The 25,207-nt window shown below is 74.9% G+C and carries 18 protein-coding genes and 2 pseudogenes; 14 read left to right on the forward strand and 6 right to left on the reverse strand.

Annotated features, from left to right (window positions below; all coding sequences use genetic code 11):
• Positions 1-452 precede the first annotated feature (452 nt).
• The 3 genes and pseudogenes from ACZ5OX_RS18720 to ACZ5OX_RS18730 all read left to right on the forward strand — a co-directional run.
• On the forward strand, positions 453-1,052 hold the full coding sequence (locus tag ACZ5OX_RS18720) for an MTB12 C-terminal domain-containing protein (protein WP_465631112.1): 600 nt from the start codon (positions 453-455) through the stop codon (positions 1,050-1,052).
• A 390-nt stretch (positions 1,053-1,442) separates the two neighbouring features.
• A complete protein-coding gene (locus ACZ5OX_RS18725; protein ID WP_465631420.1) occupies positions 1,443-1,640 on the forward strand; it encodes a hypothetical protein in 198 nt (65 codons plus the stop codon).
• Positions 1,577-1,705: pseudogene (locus ACZ5OX_RS18730) on the forward strand (IS5/IS1182 family transposase); the annotation flags it as partial. The gene ACZ5OX_RS18725 and the pseudogene ACZ5OX_RS18730, both read left to right, overlap by 64 nt.
• Positions 1,706-2,010: 305 nt before the next feature.
• On the opposite strand, the gene ACZ5OX_RS18735 reads toward ACZ5OX_RS18730, so the two are convergent.
• The 4 genes from ACZ5OX_RS18735 to ACZ5OX_RS18750 form a co-directional block, all read right to left on the reverse strand.
• Positions 2,011-3,210 carry a PP2C family protein-serine/threonine phosphatase gene (locus tag ACZ5OX_RS18735; protein ID WP_465631399.1) on the reverse strand — a complete coding sequence of 400 codons (1,200 nt, stop codon included), beginning with the start codon at positions 3,208-3,210 and terminating at the stop codon, positions 2,011-2,013.
• 161 nt (positions 3,211-3,371) lie between these two features.
• Positions 3,372-3,794, reverse strand: a complete 423-nt coding sequence (locus tag ACZ5OX_RS18740) for a MarR family winged helix-turn-helix transcriptional regulator (RefSeq protein ID WP_392872236.1) — start codon at positions 3,792-3,794, stop codon at positions 3,372-3,374.
• A 30-nt stretch (positions 3,795-3,824) separates the two neighbouring features.
• Positions 3,825-5,078 (reverse strand): M48 family metalloprotease, encoded by a 1,254-nt coding sequence (locus ACZ5OX_RS18745; protein ID WP_465631113.1) that lies wholly within the window; start codon positions 5,076-5,078, stop codon positions 3,825-3,827.
• A gap of 200 nt (positions 5,079-5,278) precedes the next feature.
• Positions 5,279-6,085, reverse strand: coding sequence for a universal stress protein (locus tag ACZ5OX_RS18750; RefSeq protein ID WP_465631115.1), 807 nt, complete (start codon positions 6,083-6,085; stop codon positions 5,279-5,281).
• Positions 6,086-6,421: 336 nt separating this feature from the next.
• Here ACZ5OX_RS18750 and ACZ5OX_RS18755 point away from each other — a divergent pair, with 336 nt between their 5' ends.
• The 8 genes and pseudogenes from ACZ5OX_RS18755 (at position 6,422) to ACZ5OX_RS18790 (ending at position 14,242) form a co-directional block, all read left to right on the forward strand.
• Positions 6,422-7,666 carry a CapA family protein gene (locus tag ACZ5OX_RS18755; protein ID WP_465631117.1) on the forward strand — a complete coding sequence of 415 codons (1,245 nt, stop codon included), beginning with the start codon at positions 6,422-6,424 and terminating at the stop codon, positions 7,664-7,666.
• Positions 7,667-8,094: 428 nt separating this feature from the next.
• Entirely contained in the window at positions 8,095-8,229 is a 135-nt protein-coding gene (locus ACZ5OX_RS18760; RefSeq protein WP_465631119.1) for a hypothetical protein, read from the forward strand.
• Positions 8,230-8,465: 236 nt separating this feature from the next.
• Entirely contained in the window at positions 8,466-9,248 is a 783-nt protein-coding gene (locus tag ACZ5OX_RS18765) for a 2,3-dihydro-2,3-dihydroxybenzoate dehydrogenase (protein ID WP_465631121.1), read from the forward strand.
• Between the two features lie 165 nt (positions 9,249-9,413).
• Positions 9,414-10,625, forward strand: a complete 1,212-nt coding sequence (dhbC, locus tag ACZ5OX_RS18770; RefSeq protein WP_465631401.1) for an isochorismate synthase DhbC — start codon at positions 9,414-9,416, stop codon at positions 10,623-10,625.
• Entirely contained in the window at positions 10,622-12,349 is a 1,728-nt protein-coding gene (locus ACZ5OX_RS18775; protein ID WP_465631123.1) for a (2,3-dihydroxybenzoyl)adenylate synthase, read from the forward strand. The genes dhbC and ACZ5OX_RS18775 overlap by 4 nt, the downstream gene beginning before the upstream one ends.
• An 83-nt stretch (positions 12,350-12,432) precedes the next feature.
• Positions 12,433-13,050 (forward strand): annotated as a pseudogene (locus tag ACZ5OX_RS18780) (isochorismatase family protein); the annotation flags it as partial.
• Positions 13,051-13,196: 146 nt separating this feature from the next.
• Positions 13,197-13,421, forward strand: coding sequence for a phosphopantetheine-binding protein (locus ACZ5OX_RS18785; protein WP_465631125.1), 225 nt, complete (start codon positions 13,197-13,199; stop codon positions 13,419-13,421).
• A 119-nt stretch (positions 13,422-13,540) separates the two neighbouring features.
• Positions 13,541-14,242 (forward strand): AMP-binding protein, encoded by a 702-nt coding sequence (locus ACZ5OX_RS18790; protein WP_465631127.1) that lies wholly within the window; start codon positions 13,541-13,543, stop codon positions 14,240-14,242.
• A gap of 100 nt (positions 14,243-14,342) precedes the next feature.
• On the opposite strand, the gene ACZ5OX_RS18795 is transcribed toward ACZ5OX_RS18790, so the two are convergent.
• Positions 14,343-15,569: an amidohydrolase gene (locus ACZ5OX_RS18795; protein ID WP_465631129.1), complete on the reverse strand. Its 1,227-nt coding sequence runs from the start codon at positions 15,567-15,569 to the stop codon at positions 14,343-14,345.
• A gap of 119 nt (positions 15,570-15,688) precedes the next feature.
• On the opposite strand from ACZ5OX_RS18795, the gene ACZ5OX_RS18800 reads away from it, so the two are divergent.
• Genes ACZ5OX_RS18800 through ACZ5OX_RS18810 form a run of 3 tightly spaced genes read left to right on the forward strand, consistent with a single transcriptional unit; the run spans position 15,689 to position 24,770 of the window.
• The gene (locus tag ACZ5OX_RS18800) at positions 15,689-23,194 is read left to right on the forward strand and encodes an amino acid adenylation domain-containing protein (RefSeq protein ID WP_465631130.1); all 7,506 of its coding nucleotides are present in this window, start codon (positions 15,689-15,691) and stop codon (positions 23,192-23,194) included.
• Positions 23,191-23,376 carry an MbtH family protein gene (locus ACZ5OX_RS18805; protein WP_465631132.1) on the forward strand — a complete coding sequence of 62 codons (186 nt, stop codon included), beginning with the start codon at positions 23,191-23,193 and terminating at the stop codon, positions 23,374-23,376. The genes ACZ5OX_RS18800 and ACZ5OX_RS18805 overlap by 4 nt, the downstream gene beginning before the upstream one ends.
• Positions 23,373-24,770 carry a DHA2 family efflux MFS transporter permease subunit gene (locus tag ACZ5OX_RS18810; RefSeq protein ID WP_465631134.1) on the forward strand — a complete coding sequence of 466 codons (1,398 nt, stop codon included), beginning with the start codon at positions 23,373-23,375 and terminating at the stop codon, positions 24,768-24,770. Before ACZ5OX_RS18805 ends, ACZ5OX_RS18810 begins: the two co-directional genes overlap by 4 nt.
• A 4-nt stretch (positions 24,771-24,774) precedes the next feature.
• Here the strand turns inward: ACZ5OX_RS18810 and ACZ5OX_RS18815 are convergent, their stop codons facing one another.
• Positions 24,775-25,176 carry a hypothetical protein gene (locus tag ACZ5OX_RS18815; protein WP_465631135.1) on the reverse strand — a complete coding sequence of 134 codons (402 nt, stop codon included), beginning with the start codon at positions 25,174-25,176 and terminating at the stop codon, positions 24,775-24,777.
• Positions 25,177-25,207: the final 31 nt, after the last annotated feature.

Here is a 25,207-nt window from a genome sequence, read left to right on the forward strand (position 1 = left end):
CGGAGCGGGCGGCGATCGCAGGGCACCCCGACAGCCCCGGGCACGATCAGCGCCGCGCCGCGGATGGCGGCCGAGGACAGGCAGGGGGCCTGCGCTCGACGAAGCGCTCAGAGGTCCCGTACCCGCCGAGCGTGCACGGCACGGCACGGCACAGCACGGCACGGCGCCGGCCGCGGCGAGCAGCCGGCTCGCCCGCTCCCGCCCACTCCCGCCCACTCCCGGTCGGTCCCGGCCGGTCCGGAAGAACCGACCCCGGTGGAACCCGAGTTCGGTGGAACCAGTCCCGGACGGGCGAACGCCCGGGGCGTTACGGGTGATTTCTCCGTCGAATTGCGATTCAGCCGTGGATCCGCCTCAAGGTGTCACGTGAGACGTGTCCAGGATCGGCCTGGAACAGCGTCCGGGGCGCTGAGAGTGGGGCCCGGGCGGCGCAGTCGAGAGGGAAGACGACCATGCACGTGATTCGAAGCGGCACCCCCGATACCGGCGGCCGGGCTCTGCGGACGGCGGGCGCGCTGCTCGCCCTGCTGCTCGTGGGTGCGGCGGCGGGGTGCGGCGGTGGCGGCGGCTCCGGCTCCGCAACCACTTCCCCGGCGGCCACGGGCGCCACTGCCACTGCCAGTGCCACTGCCACCGCCACCGAGTCCGCCCCGGCGACGGAGACCGCCGCCGAAACCGCCCCCACCGACCCTGCCGCGGCCAAGGAGGAGGTCACCAGCAACTGGGAGCGGTTCTTCGACCCCAGCACGTCGGTCGCCGACAAGGCCAGGCTGCTCCAGGATGGCGACATGCTGCTTCCGGTGCTCCAGGGCTTCGCCCAGGACCCGCAGGTCGGCCAGGGGCAGGTGGAGGTCGAGGACGTCGCGCTCACGGACGCGAGCCACGCGAACGTCACGTACTCGCTTTCGCTCCAGGGCAACGCGGTGGAGCCGAGCGCGACCGGCCAGTCCGTCCTCGACAACGGCACCTGGAAGGTGTCCCGCTCGACCCTGTGCGGTCTGCTCACCCAGGCGGGCAGCGCCACCGCCAACCCGATCCCCGGCTGCAGCTGACCGGATGCCGTCGACACGCGCCGCCCGCTCTGCCGCCCTCCCGGAGGCCCTCGCTTCTGCTCACCGACCGCGGCCCCCGGCTGCCCGACGAGGCCTTCACGGCCCGTCCCGCCCCCGCCACCAGCCCTGGCCGGTGGTGCGACCGGGAGCACCAACCCGGCCACCAGGATCCGGAGCGCCCTGGTCGCCTCCCTCACCAGCCCGGTCGGCAACGAGGTGTTCACCGGCCCGCGCTACGGCGCCCAGACGTTCTTCCAGGCCCTCAACAACCGCGGCGCCCTGCACGGGCACACCCGATCTGTGACGACAGCGGCGGCGGGGTCGGTAGTCGGGACTGCGTGTACCGGCTGATCGACCAGGCGCACGTCCTCGACTCCACGGCGCCCGTACGTGAGCGGCAAGGCGGTGCGGGACGTCGGCGCCCGCGTCGATCCACTGTCGGCCCTTGTCGGTTCAACGGAGGAGGAGTCGCTGGAACACCAGGACGAAACTCCGTGGCAGAGCCTCGTCGGCCGGCTGGTGGAGGTGGTGCAGGAGGCGAGGGCCTGGGCCGTTCGCGTGGCGGTCTCATCAGCAAGATCCACCTGAGTGCCGACGCCTTCTGCCGCCTGCTGTCGCTGATCGTTACGCCGGGGCAGCGGGCCGACTGCACTTAGTTCGTTCCGGTGCGTGCTGGAGAAGATCGGGGTCCCCCGGCTGGGGTTGGGCAGGCCCCGCCGCAGATCACCGGTGCCGGGCGGCTCTCATCCGTGAGCTGGCACGGAGACCGGTGCCACCGAGCGCCAGGCGCGTCCCGTTCGGCAGCCCAGCGACGTTCCGCAACTGCCGCACGAGCCGCAGCTCGGCTTCGGTGACGACGACGGCGGGCGGCCGACAGGTTTCAGCTGACAGATTTCAGATGACAGCTTTCGAAATCTGTCATCTGAAATCTGTCATCTGTCAGCCGCCCGCCCACCCCTCACGGCAGTCGCTCGACCACGACCATGGCCGCGTCGTCGTCCAGTCGGCCGCCGACATGGGCAAGCAGGTCGCGGCGCAGGCGGTGGAGCAGGGCGGTGGGGCGCTCGGATCGCCAGGCGGTGACGCGTTCGGTGAGTGGGTAGAAGCGGCGCTGGGCGTCGCGGGCCTCGATCACGCCGTCGGTGTAGATCAGCAGCCGGTCGCCGGGCCGGAACGGGAAGGTCTCCGTCTCGTACCGCACCGGTGCGAGCTCGCCGAGGCCCAGTGGTGGGGCGGGGTGGCGGGCGGCGAGGGTGGTGATGCCGTCGGGACGCAGCAGCAGCGGGGGAGGGTGGCCGCAGTCGATCAGGCGGACCGGGGAGCCGTCGTCGGGAATGTCGAGCAGGACGGCGGTGATGAAGGACTCGCCGGCCTCGCCGCTCTCCTTGGGGGGCTCCTCGGGCGCGGGGAGCGGCAGTGCGGACAGCGCCTGCAGGCCCTGCCGCTCGCCCCGGTCACCCCGGTCGCCTCGCCCGCTCCGCTCCCGTCGCTCCCGTCGCTCCTGCCGGTCCTGTCGGTCCCGCTGGGACTGTTCGGCGAGCTGGGCGAGGTCCCAGCTGACACTGCCGTCCAGGTAGGCGGCCAGGTCGGGCAGCTCGGCGTGCAGGTGGGCGGCGGCGCGGAAGGCGCCGAGCAGCAGGGCCGCGTCGCCGAGCGAGGACAGGCCCTTGCCGCGCACGTCGCCGACCAGCAGCCGGGTGCCGGTGGCGGTGCGGGCGGCCGCGTACAGGTCGCCGCCGACCTGCGCCTCGGCTTCGGCGGCCAGGTAGACGGAGGCCAGGTGCAGCGGTCCGATCCGGTCGGGCAGTGGGCGCAGCAGCACCCGCTGGGCGGCCTCGGACACCGAGCGCACCCGGGCCAGTTCGCGCTCGTGCCGTTCGCGCAGCACCCGCAGGCCGATGATCAGCACCGAGACGATCAGTTGCGCACTGAGTTGGGTCTCGATGTTCGTGCTGGTCAGGCTTTCGCGGACGGAGCCGATGACGGTCAGCGCGGCGAAGGCGATCGCGGCGACCGTGGCGGTGGCCCGGGGGCCGGCGAAGGAAGCGGTGATGGCGGGGGCGACGATCAGCAGCGGGCCAAGGTGGATGTCCGGCGGGGAGAGGATGTCGACCACGGTGATCAGCACGATCAGCGCGAGCGTCAGCGCCGTCAGCACCCGGCGGTCGGGCCGCCAGGCGCGGCGGCGGTCGGGGGGATGCGGCGCGGGCGGCGGGTGCGGCGCATCGGGACGCTGCCGGAGGGGCACTCCTCCTCTGTACACCGTGGAGGTGGCCCTGCGCACCCCGGAGGGGTCGGGCCCGCCGGCCGACGGGTCGGTCAGCCCTCCTGGCCGTAGCGGGCCAGGTAGTCGGCGAAGCGGGCGACGTCGTCGTCGGACCAGTCGGTGAAGCGCGCCGTGAAGGAGAGCCGGCGCTGTTCGTTGGCGTCCCGCAGCAGGGTGAGCCCGGCCTCGGTGGCGCGCAGGATCTGGCCGCGCTGGTCGTCCGGGTCGGTCTCGCGGGCCAGCAGGCCGAGCTTCTCCAGGGCGGTGACCTGACGGCTGACGGTGGACTTGTCGAGCATGAAGTACGCGGCCACGTCGGCGGCCCGGCAGCCGCCGCGCTCGGTGATCAGGTCGAGGATGCTGTAGGTGACCAGGGAGAGGTCGGGGTGCAGTTGGGAGGCCTTGTGCCGGGCGCGGCGGGCGAAGGCGGTCAGCTCGCGCTGGATGGTCTCGATGGACGACTGGCGGCCGGGCACGGCGTTCCTACCTCCTCGATATTTGTTGCACTATACAACAGATTCGCCCGGCGTGACGCGTCGCTCCGGCGCCCGCTGCTCCGGTGCGGCCTGCCAGGCGCGGGCGGCGGCGATCCGGCTGGTCGCACTCGGGTGAGTGGCGAACAGTAGCTCAAGCACCCTCGGCGGGTCGACATCGGAGACGTTCGCCACGGCCAGTCTGCGCTGCATCGCCACGAACTGCTCGACGTCCCCGGTCAGTTCGAGCGCGTGCCGGTCCGCCCTGGCCTCGATCCGGCGGCTCACCGTGCACTGTAGCGGCCCCGACAGCGTGCCCAGCAGCGCCGCGAGCGCCGCCAGCAGCGGCAGCGCCCGGGGGTCCGCCGCGTCCGTCGCCCCGGCGGCGTCCAGCAGCGGCCGCCAAGCGGCGAGGAGGCCGAGGACGACCACCGCGACGGCCGCGCCGACCGCACCCAGCGCGGTGCCCACCGGCACGTCCCGGTGCTTGACGTGCCCCAGCTCGTGCGCGACCACCAGTTCCACCTCGCGCGGCTCGGCGGTGGTCAGCAGCGTGTCGTACGCGACGATCCGGCGGGTCGCCCCGAACCCGGAGACGTACGCGTTGAGCGCGGTGGTGCGGCGGGAGGCGTCCGCCACCAGGACGTCCCGCACCCGGACGCCGTCCCGCTCGGCCAGCGCCAGCAGCGCGGCGCGCAGTTCCCCCGGAGGCATCGGGGAGAAGCGGTTGAACACCGGCTCGATCAGCAGCGGGTGGAGGAAGGAGAGCGCGGCCGTCAGCAGTGCCGCCGCACCCGCCGCCGGCAGCCACCAGCGCTGCGGTGACCAGGCGGTCAGCGCGAACAGCCCGAGCGCGAGCGGGAGGACGAGGGCGAGGGTGAGCGCGAGGCCGCGCACGGCGTCGAGGGCCCAGCCGGCCCAGCCCTGGGTCACCAGCCCGTACCGGGCCCGGACGGTCCTCGCCTCGGCGCCGAACGGCAGTTGCAGCGCCTGGCCGAGCAGCACCAGGGCCGCCGCTCCGGCCAGCGCGCCGGCCGTCCGGGAGCCGCCGAACCAGCCGCCGGTGGTGGTCACCAGGGCCGCGCCGGCCGGGGTGAGGCCGAGCAGCAGGGTCAGCGCCAGGCCCGCCAGCCGCCCGCCCAGCGCCCACGGCAACTGGGCGCGACGCAGCGCACGGCCCCGGGCGCGCTCGCTGGCGGTGAAGTCCGGGGCCCGGGTCTCGGCGGGCGGGGCCTCGGTGGGTGGGGTGCCGACGGGTGGGGTATCGGCGGCCGGGGTGGTGTCCATGGCGGGGTGTGGCTCTTCCGGTCGGATCGCGGGAGGAACGGTTCGGCGGTACGGCGGTGGTGCGGCTCAGCGGCTCAGCGGTTCAGCGGTTCAGCGCCGTGATGGTACGGCGGTTCGATGCTGCTCCGGCGGTGCCAGCATGGCGCACCCGACCGGTCGGCGCGCACTCCACCGCCCGGCACCCATCCGAGGACGGGTGCTCACTCCTCGGTGGGCCCGGTGGCGCTGTGAACGCCTGCGCGCAGCAGCTGGTGGCCGAGGTCCACCAGGGCGCGGCCGACCGCGAACTCGTCGCCGACCTCCGGGGCCGGGGCGTCGCGCGGGTTGCGGCGGGAGCGGGCGTCGCTGTGCAGCACGTTGCCGTCGGCGTCCAGTACGGCGTGCACCCGGGTGGTGTCCTCGTCCTCGACCACGTGCAGGCTGAGCTGCCAGTCCTTGGTGCGCACGCGGCCGGGCGCCCCCTGTTCGGCACCGCCGGCCACGGCCGTGCCCTGCGGTGGGGCGACGGCCGTCCCGTCGGCACGGACGATCACCACCGGGCAGGTCCCGTGCACCGCGCAGCGGGTGGACACCGAGCCGAGCAGCGTCCGGGCGAAGGTGCCCCGGCCGCGGCTGCCCAGCACCAGCAGATCGGCCCCGTCGGCCGCCTCCAGCAGCACATCGGCGGCGTGGCCCAGCACCAGGCTCTCCCGGACCTCCACCGGGCGGTCGGGCCCGAGGATCTCGTTGATCTCGGCACTCAGCGTGCGGCTGGCGGTCTGTTCGAACCCGTCGTCCACCATCGGTGCGAACCACCCGTACAGCGAGGGGTACTCCCAGGCCGCCACGGCGTGCACCGTCGCCCCGGTCAGCACGGCCTGGCCGACCGCCCAGCGCAGGGCCGCCTTCGACGGCGCGGAGCCGTCGATCCCGACCACGATCCGGCGCTCCCGGGCGGGGGAGGGCCGGCCGCCGCCCTCGGCGGAGGGCCGACCGCCGCCCGCGGGGGAGAGTTGGTTGCTGTCCATCACGTCACACCTCCCGGCCTTCGGCGCGGGACCCGCTTCCGCACACCGCGCCGGTCCCCGTGCACCACACTGCCCCCGTATACCAACACTGCCCCTGCACACCACGCTGCGCGCCCCGCCCGCCCGCGCGCCAGGGACGCGGTGGCCGGGTCGGGTGGGGCGATTGGGACGAGAGGGACGGATGGGCCGACGGCGCGGTCCAGCGGCGCCCGTCAGTGTCCGGCCCGGGGCCGGCGGAATACTTTGTGGCCGGAATGTTGCGGGCTCGGGTCCGAGTGATGGTGATTCGGTGGCGTAGGCTGACCGCTCTTGCATCATCCTCGGGGGGATTCACTCATGCGTCGTGCCGCGGCCGCCGTCGCGCTGTTCGTCGGAATGACCGCCGTCGCCGCGTGTGGGCCGGACGACCCCGCCCCGGCCCCGGCCTCCGCCGCCCCCGCCCCGCCCACCGCGTCCGCACCGGACGGCTCGCCCCCCGGCACGGCCCCGGGCAAGAGCGCCCCGCCCCGACCCGATGGCACCATCACCGTCGCCTTCGCCGGGGACGTCCACTTCGAGGGCCGCACCGAGGCCCGGCTGGCCGTCCAGGCACCCGAGCAGGCACTCGGCCCGATCTCCCACACCCTCGCCGACGCCGACCTGTCCGTCCTCAACCTGGAGACCGCGATCACCGGGCGCGGCGCCCCGGAGCCGAAGACGTACACCTTCCGCACCTCGCCCAAGGCCCTGTCGGTGCTCAAGGACTCGGGCGTCGACGTCGTCTCGATGGCCAACAACCACGCCGTGGACTTCGGCGCCGACGGCCTCACCGACACCCTCGCCGCCAAGGACTCCTCGCCGATCCCCGTGGTCGGCGTCGGGCGCAACGCCAAGGAGGCGTACGCCCCGTACGTCACCACCGTGCGCGGGGTGAAGGTCGTCGTGGTCGCCGCCAGCCAGGTCGAGGACCTCACCAACCAGAAGTGGCGGGCCGGCGCAAACAAGCCGGGCATCGCCTCGGCGCTGGACGTCCCGGCCCTGGTCAAGGCGGTGGAGACGGCCAAGCAGCAGGCCCCGGTGGTGCTCGTCTACCTGCACTGGGGCGACGAGGGCAAGGCCTGCCCGACCGGACCGCAGACCACCATCGCCAAGAAGCTCGCCGCCGCCGGCGCCACCGCCGTGGTCGGCACCCACGCGCACACCATGGTCGGCTCGGGCATGCTCGGCAACACCTACATCGGGTACGGCTTCGGCAACTTCCTCTGGTACGGCACCTCCAACTACGCCAACTCCAACGAGACCGGCGTCACCACCCTCACCCTCACCGCCGACGGCAAGGTGACGGGCGAAGCCTTCACTCCGGCCACCATCGACGACAAGGGCATCCCGGAGCCGGTCACCGGCGCCACCGCCGAGGCCGCCCTCAAGCGCCGCGACGGCCTGCGTGGCTGCACCGGCCTCTCCCCGGCACCCGCTGCCGGGGCCGCTGCCGCTGCCGCGGGCTCGACGGCTCCGCCCGCCACGCCTCCCGCCCCCACGCCTCAAGCAAAGGCTCCTTCGGGTACCGCGAAGGCTTCGACGACCCCCGCCGTCCCGCGCTAGGGTGCCCGCCATGGGGCGGGCACGAAGAACTGACGGTCCGTCATTTCTCTCCGCTGCGCCCTGCTGAGACAGGCGTCGACGGCGTCCTGGCCATCCGTCGCGACCCGGCCATCTGCGTCCACAGCCCCTCGGACGCGCTCGCCACCCGGGCCGAGGCCGAGGCCGAAGAACCGTGCAACCGCTGGAGCGCCGTCCGGCAGCGCCACGGCTACCGCCAGCGGACCGTCCGCGCGCCCAACTTCCCGGCTGCGCTTGGCTTCTGCGGCACCAAGCCGAGGGCGCCGGCGGGCCTGCCGATCCCCAACCTCTTCCAGCGCTTCGCCCTCGCCTCCTGGGGCCGGGCCTCGCCGCCGAGGCCGTCACCGAGGCCGTCACCGGCGTCGCCCGATGGGCGGCCGCCCACGTCCCCGACTGCCTGCTGACCGCCCATGCCCGCCCATGCCCGCCCGGAGAACCCCTCCTTCCGACGCGTCGCCCTGCGCGCGAGCCTGCGCCGTGCGGAGCACCTGGACGGCGGAGGGGGCGACGGCTGCGACCTGATCTCCGCGAGCCGCCTGCCGTAGCGGCCCGCGTTGCCGCGCCACCGCCACAGGGCGCCGAGGCCGCCCGACCCGTCCAGGGCTGGGCGGCCTCGGCGTGTCCGGGCGCAGGTTCGAGTGTGGCTCCGAGTGCGGCTCTGGTGCGGGACGTCCGCCGTGGGGCCTTCCGGGGCGAGTTGACGTTCGCACAGACGCTCGGCGCGGGCGAACTGCTGTGTTAGGTTAGGCTTACCTAATCTTGCTGGTCGGAGGGATGTCCTGTGCAGCAACAGTCCGAATTCGCCGGTGCCGTCGCGATGGTCACCGGGGCCGGGCAGGGCATCGGCGCGGCCGTGGTGCGGGCGCTGGTGGCCGAGGGGGCCGTCGTCGCGGCGGTGGATCGCAACCCCGAAGGGCTAGAGGCCCTGGTGGCCGAGGTGCCGTCCGCGCGCCCGTACGCGCTGGACGTCTCCGACGCCCGGGCGGTGGACGGGACCGTGGAGTCGATCGAGGGCCAACTCGGGCCCATCGGAACGCTGGTGAACGTCGCGGGCATTCTACGCACCGCCCCGGTCGTCGAACTCGCCGACGGGGACTGGGCGGACACCTTCGCCGTCAACACCACCGGGGTCTTCCACGCGAGCCGCGCGGTCGGCCGGCGGATGGCGGCCCGCGGGCGCGGGGCGATCGTGACCGTCGGGTCCAACGCCGCCGGGGTGCCGCGGGCCGGGATGGCCGCCTACGCGGCGTCCAAGGCGGCGGCCACCATGTTCACCCGCTGCCTGGGGCTGGAACTCGCCCGCTCCGGGGTGCGGTGCAACGTGGTGTCGCCGGGCTCGACCGACACCGAGATGCAGCGCGCGCTGTGGGGCGAGGACGCCGAGGCGGCCGAACGCCGGGTCATCGACGGCGACTTGGGAGCCTGGCGGGTCGGCATTCCGCTCGGGCGGATCGCCGCGCCCGCCGACATCGCCGACGCGGTGGTGTTCCTCGCTTCCGACCGGGCACGGCACATCACCATGCACGACCTGTACGTCGACGGCGGCGCGACCCTGCGCGCCTGAGCCCGCGCGACTGACGCTGCGTGCCTGGCCCTACGTGTCTGACCATGCGCGCCTGACCCTGCGCGCCTGAGCGGCACGCCGCCGGCCCTCCTCCTACCTTCCGAAGAACCGTCCCAGACTGGAGAATCCGCCGTGACCACGGTGCACCACGCCCCTGCCGGGCCGATACCCGCCGGGCCCGACGCCCCGGCGACCGCCCTCGCCGCGGGCCCGGACCACGCCGTCATCGGCGCGGCCAGCGGACTGCTCGGCCAGTACCGGGCCGGCTCCGACGAGGCGTTCTTCGCCTCGCCGACCCGAACCCTGCTCGGCTCCGGCGTGCACGCCCGGGTTCCGCAGGACGGGCGGCCGCTGCCGGTCAGGGTCGCCGAGACGCTCGCCGAGGCGGGCCGGGCCGGGATCGAACGGCCGCTGGTGGTCGGCGCGATGGCGTTCGACCGGGACAGCCGGGTCGAACTCGCCGTCCCCGCCAGGGTCCGCACCGCCGGGGCGCTGCGCGACGACCCGCTGATCGCCCTGCCCGCGCCGCCGGCCGAGCGGATCGACTGGCGGATCCACCCGGTGCCTGCGCCGGAGGCGTACGGCGCGGGCGTCGCGGCGGCCGTCGAGCGGCTGCGCGGCGGGGAGTTGAGCAAGGTGGTGCTGGCCCGCACGCTGGAGCTGAGCGCCGCCGAGCCGCTCGACCTGCCCGCCGTCCTGCAACGGCTGGCCCGGCGCGACCCCGGCGGTTACACCTTCGCCGTCCCGTCCGGCGGTGGCCGCACCCTGATCGGCGCCAGCCCCGAACTCCTGCTCTCCCGGCGGGGAACGGCCGTGCTGGCCAACCCGCTGGCCGGCTCGGTGCCGCGCGGCGAGGACCTCGGCGAGGACGTCCGGCGCGCCGCCGCGCTGCTGGAGTCGCCCAAGGACCTGCACGAGCACGCCGTCGTGGTGGACGCCATCCGCGAGGCGCTGGCGCCGTACTGCCGCACCCTGGAGGTGCCCGAACGGCCCACCCTGGTACGGACGGCGGCGATGTGGCACCTGGCCACCACCATCCGAGGCGAGCTGGCCGACCCCGCGGTCTCCGCCCTGGAGCTGGCCTGCGCGCTGCACCCCACCCCGGCGGTCTGCGGCACGCCGACGGACGTGGCGCGCAGGGTGATCGGCGAGGTCGAGCCCTTCGACCGCGGCCTCTACACCGGCATGGTCGGCTGGGAGGACGCGACCGGTGACGGCGAGTGGGTGGTCACCATCCGCTGCGCCGAGGCGGAGGAGCGGACGCTGCGGGTGTACGCCGGCGCCGGCGTGGTCGAGCAGTCCCGGCCGGAGGCTGAACTCGCCGAGACCAGCGCCAAGTTCCGCACCTTCCTGGACGCCGCGGGGGTGGCCCGGTGACGCCGCTGGACGAGTTCACCCCGTATCCCGCCGAGTTCGCCGAGCGCTACCGGGCCGCCGGGTACTGGCGCGGCGAGACCTTCGGCCGGATGCTGCGCGAGCGCGCCTCCGCGCACGGAGAGCGGATCGCCGTCGTCGACCCGGGCGGCCACGCGGTGGCGGCGACGGAGCGGCGCTGGACGTATGCCGAACTCGACCGCCGGGCCGACCGGATGGCCGCCGGACTGCGCGCCCGGGGCATCCGTTCCGGGGACCGCGTGGTGGTCCAACTGCCCAACGTCGCCGAGTTCTTCGAGGTCGTCTTCGCGCTGTTCCGGATCGGCGCGCTGCCGGTCTTCGCGCTGCCCGCCCACCGGTACGCCGAGATCGGGTACTTCTGCTCCTTCACCGAGGCGGCCGCGTACGTGGTGCCGGCCGTCGAGGGCGGCTTCGACTACCGCGAACTCGCCGGCCGGGTACGGGCGGAGAACCCCGCGCTGCGGCTGGTGCTGGTGGCCGGCGATGACCCGGGGGAGCACGTTCGGCTCGCGGACGTGCCCTGCGACCCGCCCGGCCCGGAGGCCCGCGACGGGGAGGCCTGTGACCCGACGGCCTGTGACCCGACGGCCTGTGACCCGACGATCTCCGGCGGGGAGCCCGAACCCGGGGACGTCGCGTTCCTCCAGCTCTCCGGCGGCAGTACCGGCGTGCCGAAGCTGATCCCGCGCACCCACGACGACTACATCTACTCGCTGCGCGGCTCGGTCGAGCTGTGCGGGCAGGACCAGGACAGCGTGTACCTGTGCGTGCTGCCCGCCGCCCACAACTTCCCGCTCAGCTCGCCGGGTTCGCTCGGCACGCTGTACGCCGGCGGCCGGGTGGTGCTCTGCCCGCAGCCCGGCCCGGAAACGGCCTTCCCGCTGATCGAGCGCGAGGGCGTGACCATCACCGGGCTGGTGCCGCCGCTCGCGCTGCTCTGGTTGGACGCCGCCGAGCGCGGCGCCACCGGGTACGAGAGCCTGGAGGTGCTGCTGGTCGGTGGCGCCAAGTTCAGCGAGGAGGCGGCCCGGCGGGTGCGGCCGGTGCTGGGCTGCACGCTCCAGCAGGTGTTCGGGATGGCCGAGGGACTGGTCAACTACACCCGGCTGGACGACCCGGAGGAGCTGATCACCACCACCCAGGGCCGGCCGATCTCGCCCGACGACGAGGTCAGGGTTGTCGACGACGAGGACCGCGACCTGCCCGACGGCGTCACCGGCCACCTGCTCACGCGCGGCCCGTACACCATCCGCGGCTACTGGAACGCGCCCGAGCACAATGCCGCCTCCTTCACCTCGGACGGCTTCTACCGCACCGGGGACCTGGTCCGGCGTACCCCGACCGGCTACCTGGTGGTCGAGGGGCGGGCCAAGGACCAGATCAACCGGGGCGGCGAGAAGGTCGCCGCCGAGGAGATCGAGAACCATCTGCTCGCCCACCCCGCGGTGCACGACGCCGCGGTGGTGTCGATGCCCGACCCGTACTTGGGCGAGCGCACCTGCGCGTACCTGGTGTTGCGCGCCGAGCACCGTGAACAGCCGCCGAGGAGCTTCGAGTTGAAGCGGTTCGTGCGCGAGCGCGGGCTCGCCGAGTTCAAGGTGCCGGACCGGGTCAAGTTCGTCGAGGCCTTCCCGGCCACCGGGATCGGGAAGGTCAGCAAGAAGGACCTGCGCGCCGCGATCGCGGCCTCGGTGACCGGCCGCTGACCACCCGCTGACCACCCGCCGACCGCCGGCTGTCTCCCTCCCCGCACGCCATCTCGCCTTCCGTCCAGTTAAGGAACACCACCGTGGGCCTGCCACGCATTCCCTCCTATCCCATGCCCGCCGCCGAGGAGCTGCCCGCCAACCGGGTCGCCTGGGCAGTGGACCCGGCGCGCGCCGTCCTGTTGGTGCACGACCTGCAGAACCACTTCCTGGACGCCTTCGGCGCGGAGGCCGCTCCGGTGCCTGAACTCCTCGGCAACGTAGCGGCGTTGGCCGAGGCGGCGCGCGCCGCCGGCGTCCCCGTCGTGTACTCGGCGCAGCTCGGCGGGCAGAGTCCGGCCGAGCGCGGGCTGCAGCAGGACTTCTGGGGGCCGGGAATCCCGGACGACCCGCGGGCCACCGCGATCGCCGAGGCCGTCGCCGCGGCACCCGGCGACACCGTGCTCACCAAGTGGAAGTACAGCGCCTTCGTGCGCACCGAGTTGGAGCAGCTGCTGCGCGAGCAGGGGCGGGACCAGCTGGTGATCACCGGCGTGTACGCGCACATCGGGGTGCAGGCCACCGCCTGCGACGCCTGGATGCGGGACGTCCAGGCCTTCGTGGTGGCGGACGCCGTCGCCGACTTCGGCCCGGCGGAGCACCGTGGCGCGCTGACCTGGGTGGCCGGGCGATGCGGGATGGTCACCACGGCGGAGGCCGTGCTCGGGACGCTGGAGTCGGCCGCGGGGCCGGCTGTGGGGTCGCTCGTGGGGTCGCTTGTGGAGCCGGTCACGGAGCCGGCCGCCTCGAACATCGAGGGTGAGTACGGGACTTCGGAGCTCGAAGGGGTGGGCGGAAAGTGACGGGCATGGGCTTCACGGTGGAGCGGATCCGGGCCGAGGTCGCCGACCTGCTCGGCGAGGACCCGGCGGAGATCCCGTTGGACGAGAACCTGGTCGACTGGGGGCTGGACTCCATCCGGCTGATGACGCTCGCCGCGCGCTGGCAGCAGGAAGGCGCCGACGTGGCGTTCGTCCGGCTCGCGGAACGCCCGGCGATCGAGGCCTGGGCCGAGCTGCTGGGCGCGGCGTGATGGCGGCGGGGGTGGACGAGGCGGTCCGGGACGTGGTCCGGGACGCGGCCCGTGGGGCCGCGGTCAGTGGAGCCGCGCCGCCCACGGTGCCCGAGCTGCCTCCGCTGCCCCGCCCTACGGTGAGGTACCCGGCGACCACGGTGGTGGGGCCGGTCGAGGCGCAGGCGGCCCGGACGCCGGATGCGCCGGCGCTGGTGCTCGCGGACGGGGAGACCGTCAGCTACCGGGAGTTGAACGCCTCGGCCAACCGGCTGGCGCGCGCCCTGGCCGCCCGCGGGGCCCGCCCGGGCGCGGTGGTCGGCCTGGCGGGGTTCCGCCGTCCGGCGGAGCTGCTCACGGCGCTGCTGGCGGTGGCGAAGTCGGGCGCGGCGTACCTGCCGCTGGACCCGACGGACGCGCCCGGACGGCGGGAACGGCTGCTCGCGGAGAACGTGCCGGTCTGTGTGCTGGGGGAGGGGGTCGCGAGGGCGGTGACCGGGCTGGAGACGGACCACGAGCTGCCCACCGACCCGCCCCGGGCGCTGACCCCGCAGCACCTGCTCTGCGTCGGCTACGGTCCGGGCGGGCGCCCGCCCGCCGTCCGGCTCACCCATGCCGAGGCGGACCGCCGGCTCCGGGACCTCCAGGCGGCCCACCCGCTCGGGCCGGGCGACCGGGTGCTGCAGCTGGGCCTGCCGCTCTGGGAGTACCTGTGGCCGCTGCGGACGGGCGCCGCCGTGGTGCTCGTCGACCCGGGGCAGGAGGGCGAGGTCGGGGCGCTGGTGCGGGCGCTGGCGGTTACGGCGGTGCGGGTGGCGCCGGGAGCGCTGCTGGGCGGCTGAGGACGGGTGACGACTTTCAGCGAACAGAAGTCGGCGAACAGATTTCAGCGAACAGATTTCGTCATCTGTTCGCTGAAAGTCGTCGGCTGTCGCCCGTCGTTCAGCGCGGCTCGACCGCCGCCGCCCGCACCGCCAGGTCCGCCGCCGTCCACGCCATCCCCACCGCGCCGTCCAGCACCGCCCGCTCCGCCTCCGCGCTCAGAGCCGCCTCGGCGAACGCCGCCTCGTGCGGGGCGCAGGTGCCGCCGGTGATGTCCAGCACCGGATGGATCGACGGCACCGCGTGCGACACGTTCCCCATGTCCGTGCAGGCGAACGGCCCGCTCTCGACCGGCTCCGGCCGGCCGAGAGCCGCCGCGTTGGCCCGCCACAGCGCCAGCAGCCGGGGGTCGGAGCGCATGTCCAGGTAGTCCGGCTCGGGCCGGGTCAACTCCACCTCGCAGCCGGCGGCGAGCGCCCCGGCCCGGAAGCAGTCCTCGACCCGGGAGCGAAGCTCGGTGAGGTCCTCGGCCGCCGAGGCGCGGATCTCGTACTCGGCGCTCGCGCTGTCCGGAATCAGGTTCGGTGCCGTCCCGGCCGCCGTGGTGATGCCGTGCACCCGCCACTGCGGCGGGAGTTGCTGGCGCAGCAGCCCGATCGCGACCTGGGCGACGGTGAGCGCGTCGGCGGCGTTGCGTCCCCGGTGGGGGTCGAGGCTCGGGTGGGCGGCGCGCCCGGTGTAGCGGACGGACAGCGTGCCGAGCGCGAAGGACCGGAAGTCGGCGACCTCGACGGGGCACGGGTGGACCATCATCGCCGCGTCCACCCCGTCGAACGCCCCGGCCTCAAGCAGCAGCGCCTTTCCGGCCCCGCGTTCCTCGGCCGGTGCGCCGATCACCCGTACGGTGAGCCCGAGTCGGTCCGCGAACGGTGCGAGCCCGAGTGCCGCGCCCAGGCCGGCGGCGGCGATCAGGTTGTGCCCGCAGGCGTGGCCGAGGTCGGGCAGCGCGTCGTACTCGCAGACCAGCGCGACGGTGACCGGCCCGCTGCCGAGGCGCGCGTCGAACGCGGTGGCCAGGCCGTGGGCGGGTGCGGTGACCGAGTAGCCGTGCGCGCGCAGCAGTTCGGAGCACCATGCGGCCGCCAGGTGCTCCTCGAAGGCGGTCTCGGGGTGGGAGTGGATGCGGCGGCTGAGCGCGAGCAGTTCGGCCCTGTGGGCGTGGACGCGGTCGCGCACGGCCTGCTTGGCCTCGGTGAGAAGGCCGGGCGAGAGGTCAGTCGAGAGGCCGGTCGAGAGGCCGGTCGAGAGATCAGCCGAGGGTGCGGTCGGCGGCTCGGTCGGGGGCATGGGTGGCGTCTCCGGGTTGTCAGGGGCCCGGCCCTGTGGGGCCGTTGACCAGATCATATGAAGTTAGATTAGGCTAACCTAAGTAAGGCGTTCCGGATCCCCGAGGAGCTCTCCACCCCATGCCTGCCGTCGAAACCCAGATCGCCGACCGCCAGACCGCCGACATCCCGCTGCTCGCCGCCCAGTCGGCCATCTGGTACGCCCAGGCCCTCGACCCCGCGAGCCCGGTCTACAACACCGGCGACGCCGTCGAGATCAGCGGCCCGCTCGACGAGGACCGGTTCGAACAGGCGCTGCGGCAGGCGGTGGAGGAGGCGCAGGCGCTGAGCGCCGTCGTCGTGACCGGTCCGGACGGCACGCCCCGCCAGCGGCTGCGTCCCGGCCGACGCTGGCCGCTGCACCGCCTCGACCTGCGGGCCGCCGCCGACCCGGCCGCCGAGGCCGAGACCTGGATGCGCGCCGACCTCGCCCGCCCGGCCGACCTCGCCGAGGGCCCGCTGTTCACCCACGCGCTCATCCGGCTCGCCGAGGGCCGTCGGCTCTGGTACCGCCGCATCCACCACCTCGCCGTCGACGCCTACGCGTTGACCCTCCTCGGAGAGCGGGTCTCCGCCCTCTACACCGCCCGCACGACCGGAGTCGAACCCGCTCCGAACCCCTTCGCCGGACTCGCCGAGACCGCCGCCGAGGAGGCCGCCTACCGGGAGAGCGCGGAGTACGAGGCCGACCGCGCCCACTGGTCCGCCCGGATGGCCGACGCCGACACCCCGGCCACCCTCCCCGGTACTCCCGAACCCGCCACCCCCGAACCCGCCACCGACAACGCCGCCACCGCCACCCCGGAACCCGCCACCGACAACACCAGCGCCGACAACGCCCCCGCCGAAACGGTCCGCCTCACCGCCGACCTGCCCCCCGGCACCCGCGACCGCCTGGAGCGCGCCGCCGAAGCCGTCCGCGCCACCTGGGCCGAACTGCTCCTCGCCGCCACCGCCGGCTACCTGCACCGCCTGACCGGCACCCAGGACGTCGTCCTCGGCCTGCCACTCGCCAACCGGCGCGGCCCGGCCGCCCTGCGCACCCCCGTCGCCACCGCCAACGTGCTCCCGCTGCGCCTCGCCGTCCACCCCGCCGACAGCGCCGAGGCCCTGCTGCGCGCCGTGGTCCGCGAGCTGCGCGCGGTCCGCCGCCACCAGCGCTACCCGCTGGAGGAACTGCGCCGCGACCTCGGCCGCACCGGCGACCGTCGCGCCCTGTTCGGCCCGATGGTCAACATCAAGGCCTTCGAGGGCGACCTCGACCTGGCGGGCCTGCCCGGCACCGTCCGCAATCTCGCCGCGGGCCCGGTCGACGATCTCGCCGTGAACGTCTCACCCGGCCCGGACGGCGCGCTGCGCCTGGTCATCGACGCCGACCCGGTCCGCTACGGCCTCGCCTCCCTCGCCACTCACCGCGACGGCCTGCTGCGCTACCTCGACGCCCTCGCCGACCTCCTGGTCATTGCCCCGCGGACGCCGATCGCCCGGATCGACCTGCTCGACCCCGACGGCCTGCGCCGCGCCACCGAAGGCCGCACCGAGCCCCCCGTCGAGCGGACCGTGCCCGAGCTGTTCGCCGCCCAGGCCGCCCGCACCCCGGACGCCGTCGCCGTCCGTTGCGGCTCAACGGCCCTGACGTACAAGCAACTCGACCGCGCCGCCGACCACCTCGCGCACCGCCTGACGGCCCTCGGAGTCCGGGCCGGCGCACCGGTCGCGATCGCCCTGCCGCGTGGTACCGACACCCTGGTCGCGATGCTCGCCGTCCTCAAGGCGGGCGGCGCCTGCGTCTCCCTCGACCTCGCCCACCCGGCGCAGCGCCTGGCCGCCGTACTGGCCGACGCCCGCCCGGTCTGCGCCATCGGCACCGCCGAGGCCCTTGCCGGGCTCGACCTGCCCGCCGACCTGCTCACCGTCCAGCCGGGGGAGGCGGACCCCGAGCCCGCCGACCTGCTCACCGTCCAGCCGGGGGAGGCGGACCTCGAGCCCGCCGAGGCCCCGCCCGCACCCCGACTCCGCGACCCCGCCTACGTGTTGCACACCTCGGGATCCACCGGCCGCCCCAAGGGCGTGGTGGTCACCCACGCCTCGTTGGCCAACCTGCACGCCGGCCTCGGCGAGGACCACATCGCCCCCGCCGTGCGCCGCGCCGGCCGCGACCGGCTGCGCGTCGCCCACAGCGCCTCGTTCGCTTTCGACGCCTCCTGGGACCCGGTGCTCTGGATGGTCCACGGCCACGAGCTCCACCTGCTGGACGACGCCACCTACCGCGACCCGGCCGCGCTCGCCGCCCACCTCGACCGCGAGCGTATCGACTACCTCGACCTCACCCCCTCCTACCTCGAAGTCCTGCTCACCGAAGGCATCCTGGACGAGGGCCGGCACCGCCCGTCCGTCCTCGTGGTCGGCGGCGAGGCCACCCCGTCCGCCCTCTGGCAGCGCCTGGCCGCCGTCCCGGGCCTGCACCCGGTCGACCTCTACGGCCCGACCGAGACCACCGTCGACGCCTACGCCTGGACCCCGGGCCCGGACGGCGCCCCGCGCGGCCGGGTGGTGCGCGGCTCCCGGGCCTACGTCCTGGACGGCTCGCTGCGCCCCGCGCCCGACGGCGTCACCGGCGAGCTGTACGTGGCGGGCGCCTGCCTGGCCCGCGGCTACCTCGGCCGCCCCGACCTCACCGCCGAACGCTTCCTCGCCGACCCGTTCGGCCCGCCCGGTGGCCGGATGTACCGCACCGGTGACCTCGCCCGCCGCCGCCCCGACGGCACCCTGGAGTTCCTCGGCCGGGCCGACGACCAGGTGAAGATCCGCGGCTTCCGGATCGAGCCCGGCGAGATCGCCGCCGTCCTCGCCGAACTGCCCGGCGTCGCCCAGGCCGTGGTGATCGCCCGCCCCGGTCCGCAGGGCAAGCGCCTGCTCGGCTACGCCATCCCGGAGAGTGGCAGCACGCCCGACCCGGACGGGCTGCGCGCCGCACTCGCCGCCCGGCTGCCCGCGCACATGGTCCCGGCGGCCGTCCTGCTGCTGGACGAACTGCCGCGCACCGCCCACGACAAGCTCGACCACCGTGCCCTGCCCGAGCCGGCCGCCGTCACCGAGGGCGCCGCTGCGGCCACGCCCCAGGAGGAGCTGGTCTGCGGGCTGTTCGCCGACGTCCTCGGCCTGCCGCAGGCGCCCGGCCGGGACGCCTCCTTCTTCGACCTCGGCGGCCACTCGCTGCTCGCCGGGCGCCTGGCCGCCCGACTGCGCGACACCTTCGCCACCCCGGTCGGGTTCGCCGACGTGTTCCGGCAGCCGACCCCGGCCGGCCTCGCCGCGCTGCTCGCGGAGGCGTCCGGCAGGGGCGCGGAGGCCGAGCGCGGGCCCGGCCCCGTTCCGGTGCCGCGCACCGAGCGGATGCTGCTCTCGCCCGCCCAGCGCGGCCTCTGGTTCCTGCATCGCCTCGAAGGCCCCAGCCCGACCTACAACATCCCGCTGGCACTCACCCTCACCGGCCCGCTCGACCGGCACGCCCTCACCCTCGCCCTCGGCGATCTCGTCGCCCGGCACGAAGTCCTGCGCACCGTCTACGGGGAGGAGCCGGACGGCACGCCGTACCAGCGCATCCTTCCCTCCTGCCCGGTCGAACTGCACGACGGGACAGGCGAGTTGGCCGAGGCCGTCCGGTACGCCTTCGATCTGTCCGCCGAACCTCCGCTGCGCGCCACGCTGTTCGCCGGGCTCGCCGCACCGGCCGGACCCTCCCCGTCTGTCGGGCTCGCCGCACCGGCCGGACCCTCCCCGTCTGTCGGGCTCGCCGCACCGGCCGGACCCGCCCCGTCTGTCGGGCTCGCCGCACCGGCTGGACCCTCCCCGTCCGCCGGGTTCGCCGAACCGGCCGGACCCGCCCCGTCCGTCGGCGGTCCGGAGCGGCACACCCTGCTCCTGCTGCTGCACCACATCGCCGGCGACGGCGCCTCCACCACCCCGCTGCTGCGCGACCTGGCCGCCGCCTACACCGCCAGGACCGCCGGGCGCGAACCCGAATTCCCCGCACTCACCGTCCAGTTCGCCGACCACGCGGTCTGGCAGCGCGATCGGCTCGGCACCGCCGACGCGCCCAGCCCGCTCGCCGTCCGGCAGGCGGAGCACTGGCGCGCCGCGCTCGCCGGGCTGCCCGACCAGCTGGAGCTGCCCCTCGACCGCCCCCGCCCGGCCGTCGCGGGCCACCAGGGCGCCACCGTGCCCTTCGCGCTCGGCGCCGAGGCGCACACCGCCCTGGCCGGGCTCGCCAGGGCCGCCGACAGCACCGTCTTCATGGCCGTCCAGGCCGGGCTCGCGGCCCTGCTCACCCGGCACGGCGCCGGCACCGACATCCCGGTCGGCACCCCGGTGGCCGGCCGCGCGGACGAGGAGACCGCCGCGCTGGTCGGGTACTTCGTCAACTCGGTGGTGCTGCGCAGCGACACATCCGGCGACCCCACCTTCCGCGAGCTGCTGGCCCGGGTCCGCGCCGCCGTGCTCGCCGCGCACGAGCACGCCGACCTGCCCTTCGACCGACTGGTCGAGGAGCTCAACCCGGCCCGCTCGCTCGCCCGCCACCCGCTGTTCCAGGTGATGCTCGCCTGGCAGAGCCGCCCGGACGAGCGGATCGACCTGGGCGGCGGCCTCACCGCCGAGATCGCCGCCATCCCCAGCGGCACCGCCAAGTTCGACCTCACCCTCAACGCCGGCGAACTGCCCGGCGGCGGCATCGGCGGCTTCCTGGAGTACCGCACCGACCTCTTCGACGCCGCCACCGTGGCCGCCCTCGGCGAGCGCCTGACCAGACTGCTCACCGCCGCCGCGAGCGCCCCCGACAGCCCGATCGGCCGGCTGCCGCTGATCAGCGAGCAGGAGCGGCAGCGCGCCCTGGTCGAGTGGAACGGCACCCCTGTCGCCTCGACGAGTCCGAGTGCGACCCTGCCCGAACTGTTCGAGGCGGCAGCGGCGGCCAACCCGCGGGCCATCGCGGTCAGTTACCGGGGCGAGCGACTCGACTACACCGAACTCGGCGCCCGCGCCGACCGGTTGGCCCGGCTGCTGGCCGCCGAGGGCATCGGCCCCGGCGCCATCGTCGCGCTCGCCCTGCCGCGCTCGCTCGAACTCGTCGTCGCCCTGCTGGCGGTGGCCAAGTCCGGCGCCGCGTACCTGCCGCTCGACCCCGACTACCCGGCCGACCGGCTCGCCTACATGCTGGCCGACGCCGCCCCCGCCGCGCTGCTCACCGACCGCGCCACGGCGCCCCGGCTGCCCGCCCACGAGGTGCGCCGACTCCTGGTCGACGGGCCGGAGCCCGACCGCCAACCTGCCGTCCCACTGGCCCAGCACGAGCGCACCCGCCCGTTGCGCGCCGAGGACACCGCGTACGTCATCTACACCTCGGGCTCCACCGGCCGCCCCAAGGGCGTGCCCGTCACCCACCACAACGTGGTCCGGCTGTTCGACGCCACCGACCACTGGTTCGGCTTCGGCGCCGAGGACGTGTGGACGCTGTTCCACTCCTACGCCTTCGACTTCTCGGTCTGGGAGCTGTGGGGCGCCCTGCTGCACGGCGGCCGGCTGGTCGTCGTCCCGCACCTGGTCAGCCGCGACCCGGCGGCCTTCCTGGAGCTGCTCGCCCGCGAGCGGGTCACCGTGCTCAACCAGACGCCGTCCGCCTTCTACCAGCTCAGCGCCGCCGACCGGGACTGCCCCGGTAGCGAACTCGCCCTGCGCTACGTGGTGTTCGGCGGCGAGGCGCTCGAACTGGCCCGGCTGGACGACTGGTACGACCGGCACGCCGAGGACGCGCCCACGCTGGTCAACATGTACGGCATCACCGAGACCACCGTGCACGTCTCGTACGTCGCCCTCGACCGGGCGAGCGCCGCCGCCGGAAGCAGCAGCACCATCGGCGTCAACATCCCCGACCTGCGGGTCTACGTCCTCGACCAGCACCTCCAGCCCGTCCCGCCCGGCGTCACCGGCGAGATGTACGTGGCCGGGGCGGGCCTGGCCCGCGGCTACCTGGGCCGCCCCGAGCTGACCGCCACCCGCTTCGTCGCCGACCCGTACGCCGAGCTGTTCGGCGAGCACGGCACCCGGATGTACCGCTCCGGGGACCTCGCCCGCCGCCGCGCCGACGGCGTGCTGGAGTACTTCGGCCGCGCCGACCAGCAGGTCAAGCTGCGCGGCTTCCGGATCGAACTCGGTGAGATCGAGGCCGTGTTGGCCGCCCACCCGGCCGTCGCCGACGCCGCGGTGGTGGTCCGGGAGGACGTGCCGGGGGACAAGCGGCTGGTCGGCTACGCGGTGGCCGCCGGTGCCACCCCGGACGGGCCGTCGCACACCGCGGTGCCGGAGGAACTGCGCGCCCACGCCGCCGCCGAACTGCCCGCCCACATGGTGCCATCCGCCGTCGTCCTGCTCGACCGCCTCCCGCTCACCGCCAACGGCAAGCTCGACCGCCGCGCCCTGCCCGCCCCCGAGGCGCCCGCCGCGGGCGCCGGCCGCCCGCCGCGCACCCCGCGCGAGCAGCAGCTGTGCGAACTGTTCGCCGAGGTCCTGGGACTGGCCTCGGTCGGCGTCGAGGACGACTTCTTCGCGCTCGGCGGGCACTCGCTGCTGGTCGTCCGGCTCGCCGGGCGGATCCGCGAGGTGCTCGGACTGGAGGTCGGCATCGGCGCCCTGTTCCAGGCGTCCACCGTGGCCGTCCTGGACGCCGCCCTCGCGGCGGGCGCGCCGGACACCGACGCCCTGGACGTGCTGCTCCCGCTGCGGCCCGCCGCCCCCGGCCGGCAGCGCCCGCTGTTCGTCGTCCACCCGGCCGGCGGCCTCAGCTGGTGCTACACCGGCCTGATCCGCAACCTGCCCGGCGAGGTGCCGATCTACGGCCTCCAGGCCCAGGGCGTCGGTGCGGCCACCGCCACCCGGCCGCTGCCCGTCACCCTGGAGGAGCTGGCCGCGCACTACGCCGACCGGCTGCGCGAGGTCCAGCCCGAGGGCCCGTACCGGCTGCTCGGCTGGTCCACCGGCGGGATCATCGCGCACGCACTGGCCGTACGGCTGCAAGAGCTCGGCCAGGACGTCGAGTTGCTGGCGATCCTGGACGCCTACCCCGCCGAGGGCTTCCGCGAACTGCCCGTCCCCGACCAGGCCGAGGCACTGGAGGCGCTGCTCACCATGGGCGGCTTCGGACCGGAGGACCTGGACGGCCGCCCGCTCGAACTCGGTGCCGTCACCGAGCTGTTGCGCCGCGAGGACAGCCCGCTCGCCGGGCTGGACGAGGCCACCGTGGCGGCGCTGAACGAGATCTACCTCAACACCAACCACCTGGTGCGCGGCTACGACCACCGCCGCTTCGAGGGCGACGTGTTGTTCTTCCGCGCCACCGTCGACACCATCGACGACACCCTGGTGCCCGAACTCTGGGAACCGTACGTGTCCGGCCGGATCGCCAACACCGACGTGGCCTGCTCCCACAAGGACATGACCCTGCCCGCCCCGATCGCGCACATCGCGAGCGTGATCGCCCACCACCTCGCCGACCTCCCGAAGGCGACCGACGATGGAGAAGACCACCGATGAGTGACGCCCCCGCCAACCCCTTCGACGCCGACGGCGAGTTCCTCGCGCTCGTCAACTCCGAGGGACAGCACTCCCTGTGGCCCGCCTTCGCCGCCGTCCCGGCCGGCTGGGACATCGCCCACGGCCCGTGCGAGCGAGCCGCCGCCCTGGAGTGGATCACCGCCAACTGGACCTCCCTGTGACTCCTCCGGCGGTCCAGGCCCCGGCGCGCCCCCTGCTCGCGGGGCGCGCCGCGGTCGTGGTCGTCTACACGGCCGCGATGTGCATGAACGGCCTGGACTCGACCATCGTCAACCCGGCGCTGTTCAGCATCGCCGAGGACTTCGGACGGCCGGTCTCGGCGGCCAACGCCGTGGAGACGGCCTTCCTGGTCGGCCTCGCCCTCGGCCTGCCGGCGGCCGGCTGGCTGGGCGACCGGTACGGCGTCAAGCGGGTCTTCCTCGGCTCCCTCGCCGCCTTCACCCTCGCCTCCGCGCTCTGCGCGGCGGCCCCCGGCCTGGGCGCGCTGTCGGCAGCCCGGGCCGTCCAGGGCGTGGCCGGCGGGCTGCTCACGCCGGTCGGGATGACGCTGCTGTTCCGGGCCTTCGCCCCGCACGAGCGGGCCGGCCTGGGCCGCGTCCTGATCGTCCCGACCGCGCTGATGCCCGCCCTCGGGCCACCGCTCGGCGGCTTCCTCACCGAACACCTGTCCTGGCACTGGCTGTTCCTGGTCAACGTGCCGATCGGGGCGGCGGCCGTGGTCATCGGCCTGACCGGCCTGCGCGGCGCGGAGGAGGAGCCCCCGGCCGGCCGCTTCGACACCACCGGCTTCCTGCTCGCCACCCCCGGCCTCGGCCTGCTGACCTACGCCCTCGGCTTCGGTCCGGCGCACGGCTGGACCTCCCCGGGCGTGGCCCTCGGCGGGCTGCTCGGACTGGCTCTGCTCGGCGCCGCCGTACGGCACCAACTGCGCACCGCCGAACCGCTGGTGGACATTCGGCTGCTCGCCGACCGCACCTTCGGCGCCGCGAGCTGGCTCGCCCTGCTGACCTCGGCCGGGCTGATGGGCGCACTGTTCGTGCTGCCGCTGCTCTACCAGGCGGCGCGCGGCGCCTCGGCCCTGGACGCCGGGCTGAGCGTCTTCCCGGAGGCGATCGGCCTGATGGCCGCCTCGCAGGTGGTGGACCGCCTGCTGCCCCGCCTCGGCCCCCGCCGACTCGCCCTGCCCGGGCTGCTGCTGGCGGCGCTCGTCCTCGCCGCGCTCGGCTTCGCCGAGAACCCCTGGGCCGTACGGGCGTTGATGTTCGGCGTCGGCCTGATCCTGGGCACAGCGGTGCTCACCGTCCAGATCGCCGGCTTCGCCGACGTTCCGCCGCCCGCGATGGGCCGCGCGATGAGCCTGTTCACCATCCTGCGCACCCTCGGCGGCGCGCTCGGCATCGCGGCCACCGCCGCGCTGCTCGGCGCGCTCGGCGACGCCACGGGCGCCGGCCCGTACCGCCTCGCCCTCCTGCTCACCGCCGCCGTGGTCGCCGCCGGCGCCCTACTGGCCGCCCGGCTCCCGGCCGAGGCCCCGGGCCCGCCGCCGGAGGACTGAGCCCTCAGCCGGTGGTCCGCCCGGACGCGCGCTGCGGCCGGGCGGACAGCCACCACACCGCGCCCAGCAGCAGCGCGCCCGGGGCGATTCCGGCGACCGTGCCGACGACGGCCGTCGGGGCGCCGCCGAGGGCCAGCGCCAGCCCGCCGACCCAGCACAGTGCCATCGCGGCGCCGAGGACGCGCAGCGCGGGCCGCCGCAGGAGGGCGGCGAGGTCGAAGGTGCGGTCCGCCGGCTCCTCCCGGCCGCCCCAGCGCTTCCCGACCCCGATGACTCCGAGGAACGCGGCCACCGAGAGCACCCGCACCGGCACCTCGAAGGCCAGCGGCAGGGCTCCCGCGCCGGCTTGGAGGAGCACCAGCCCGACACCGGCCCCGACGGACCGGGAGGTTCGTTCAGACGACATGGGGGCAAGTCTGGGGCCTGGTCTGATCGTT

The sequence above is a fragment of the Kitasatospora sp. NPDC032121 genome (assembly GCF_055580145.1).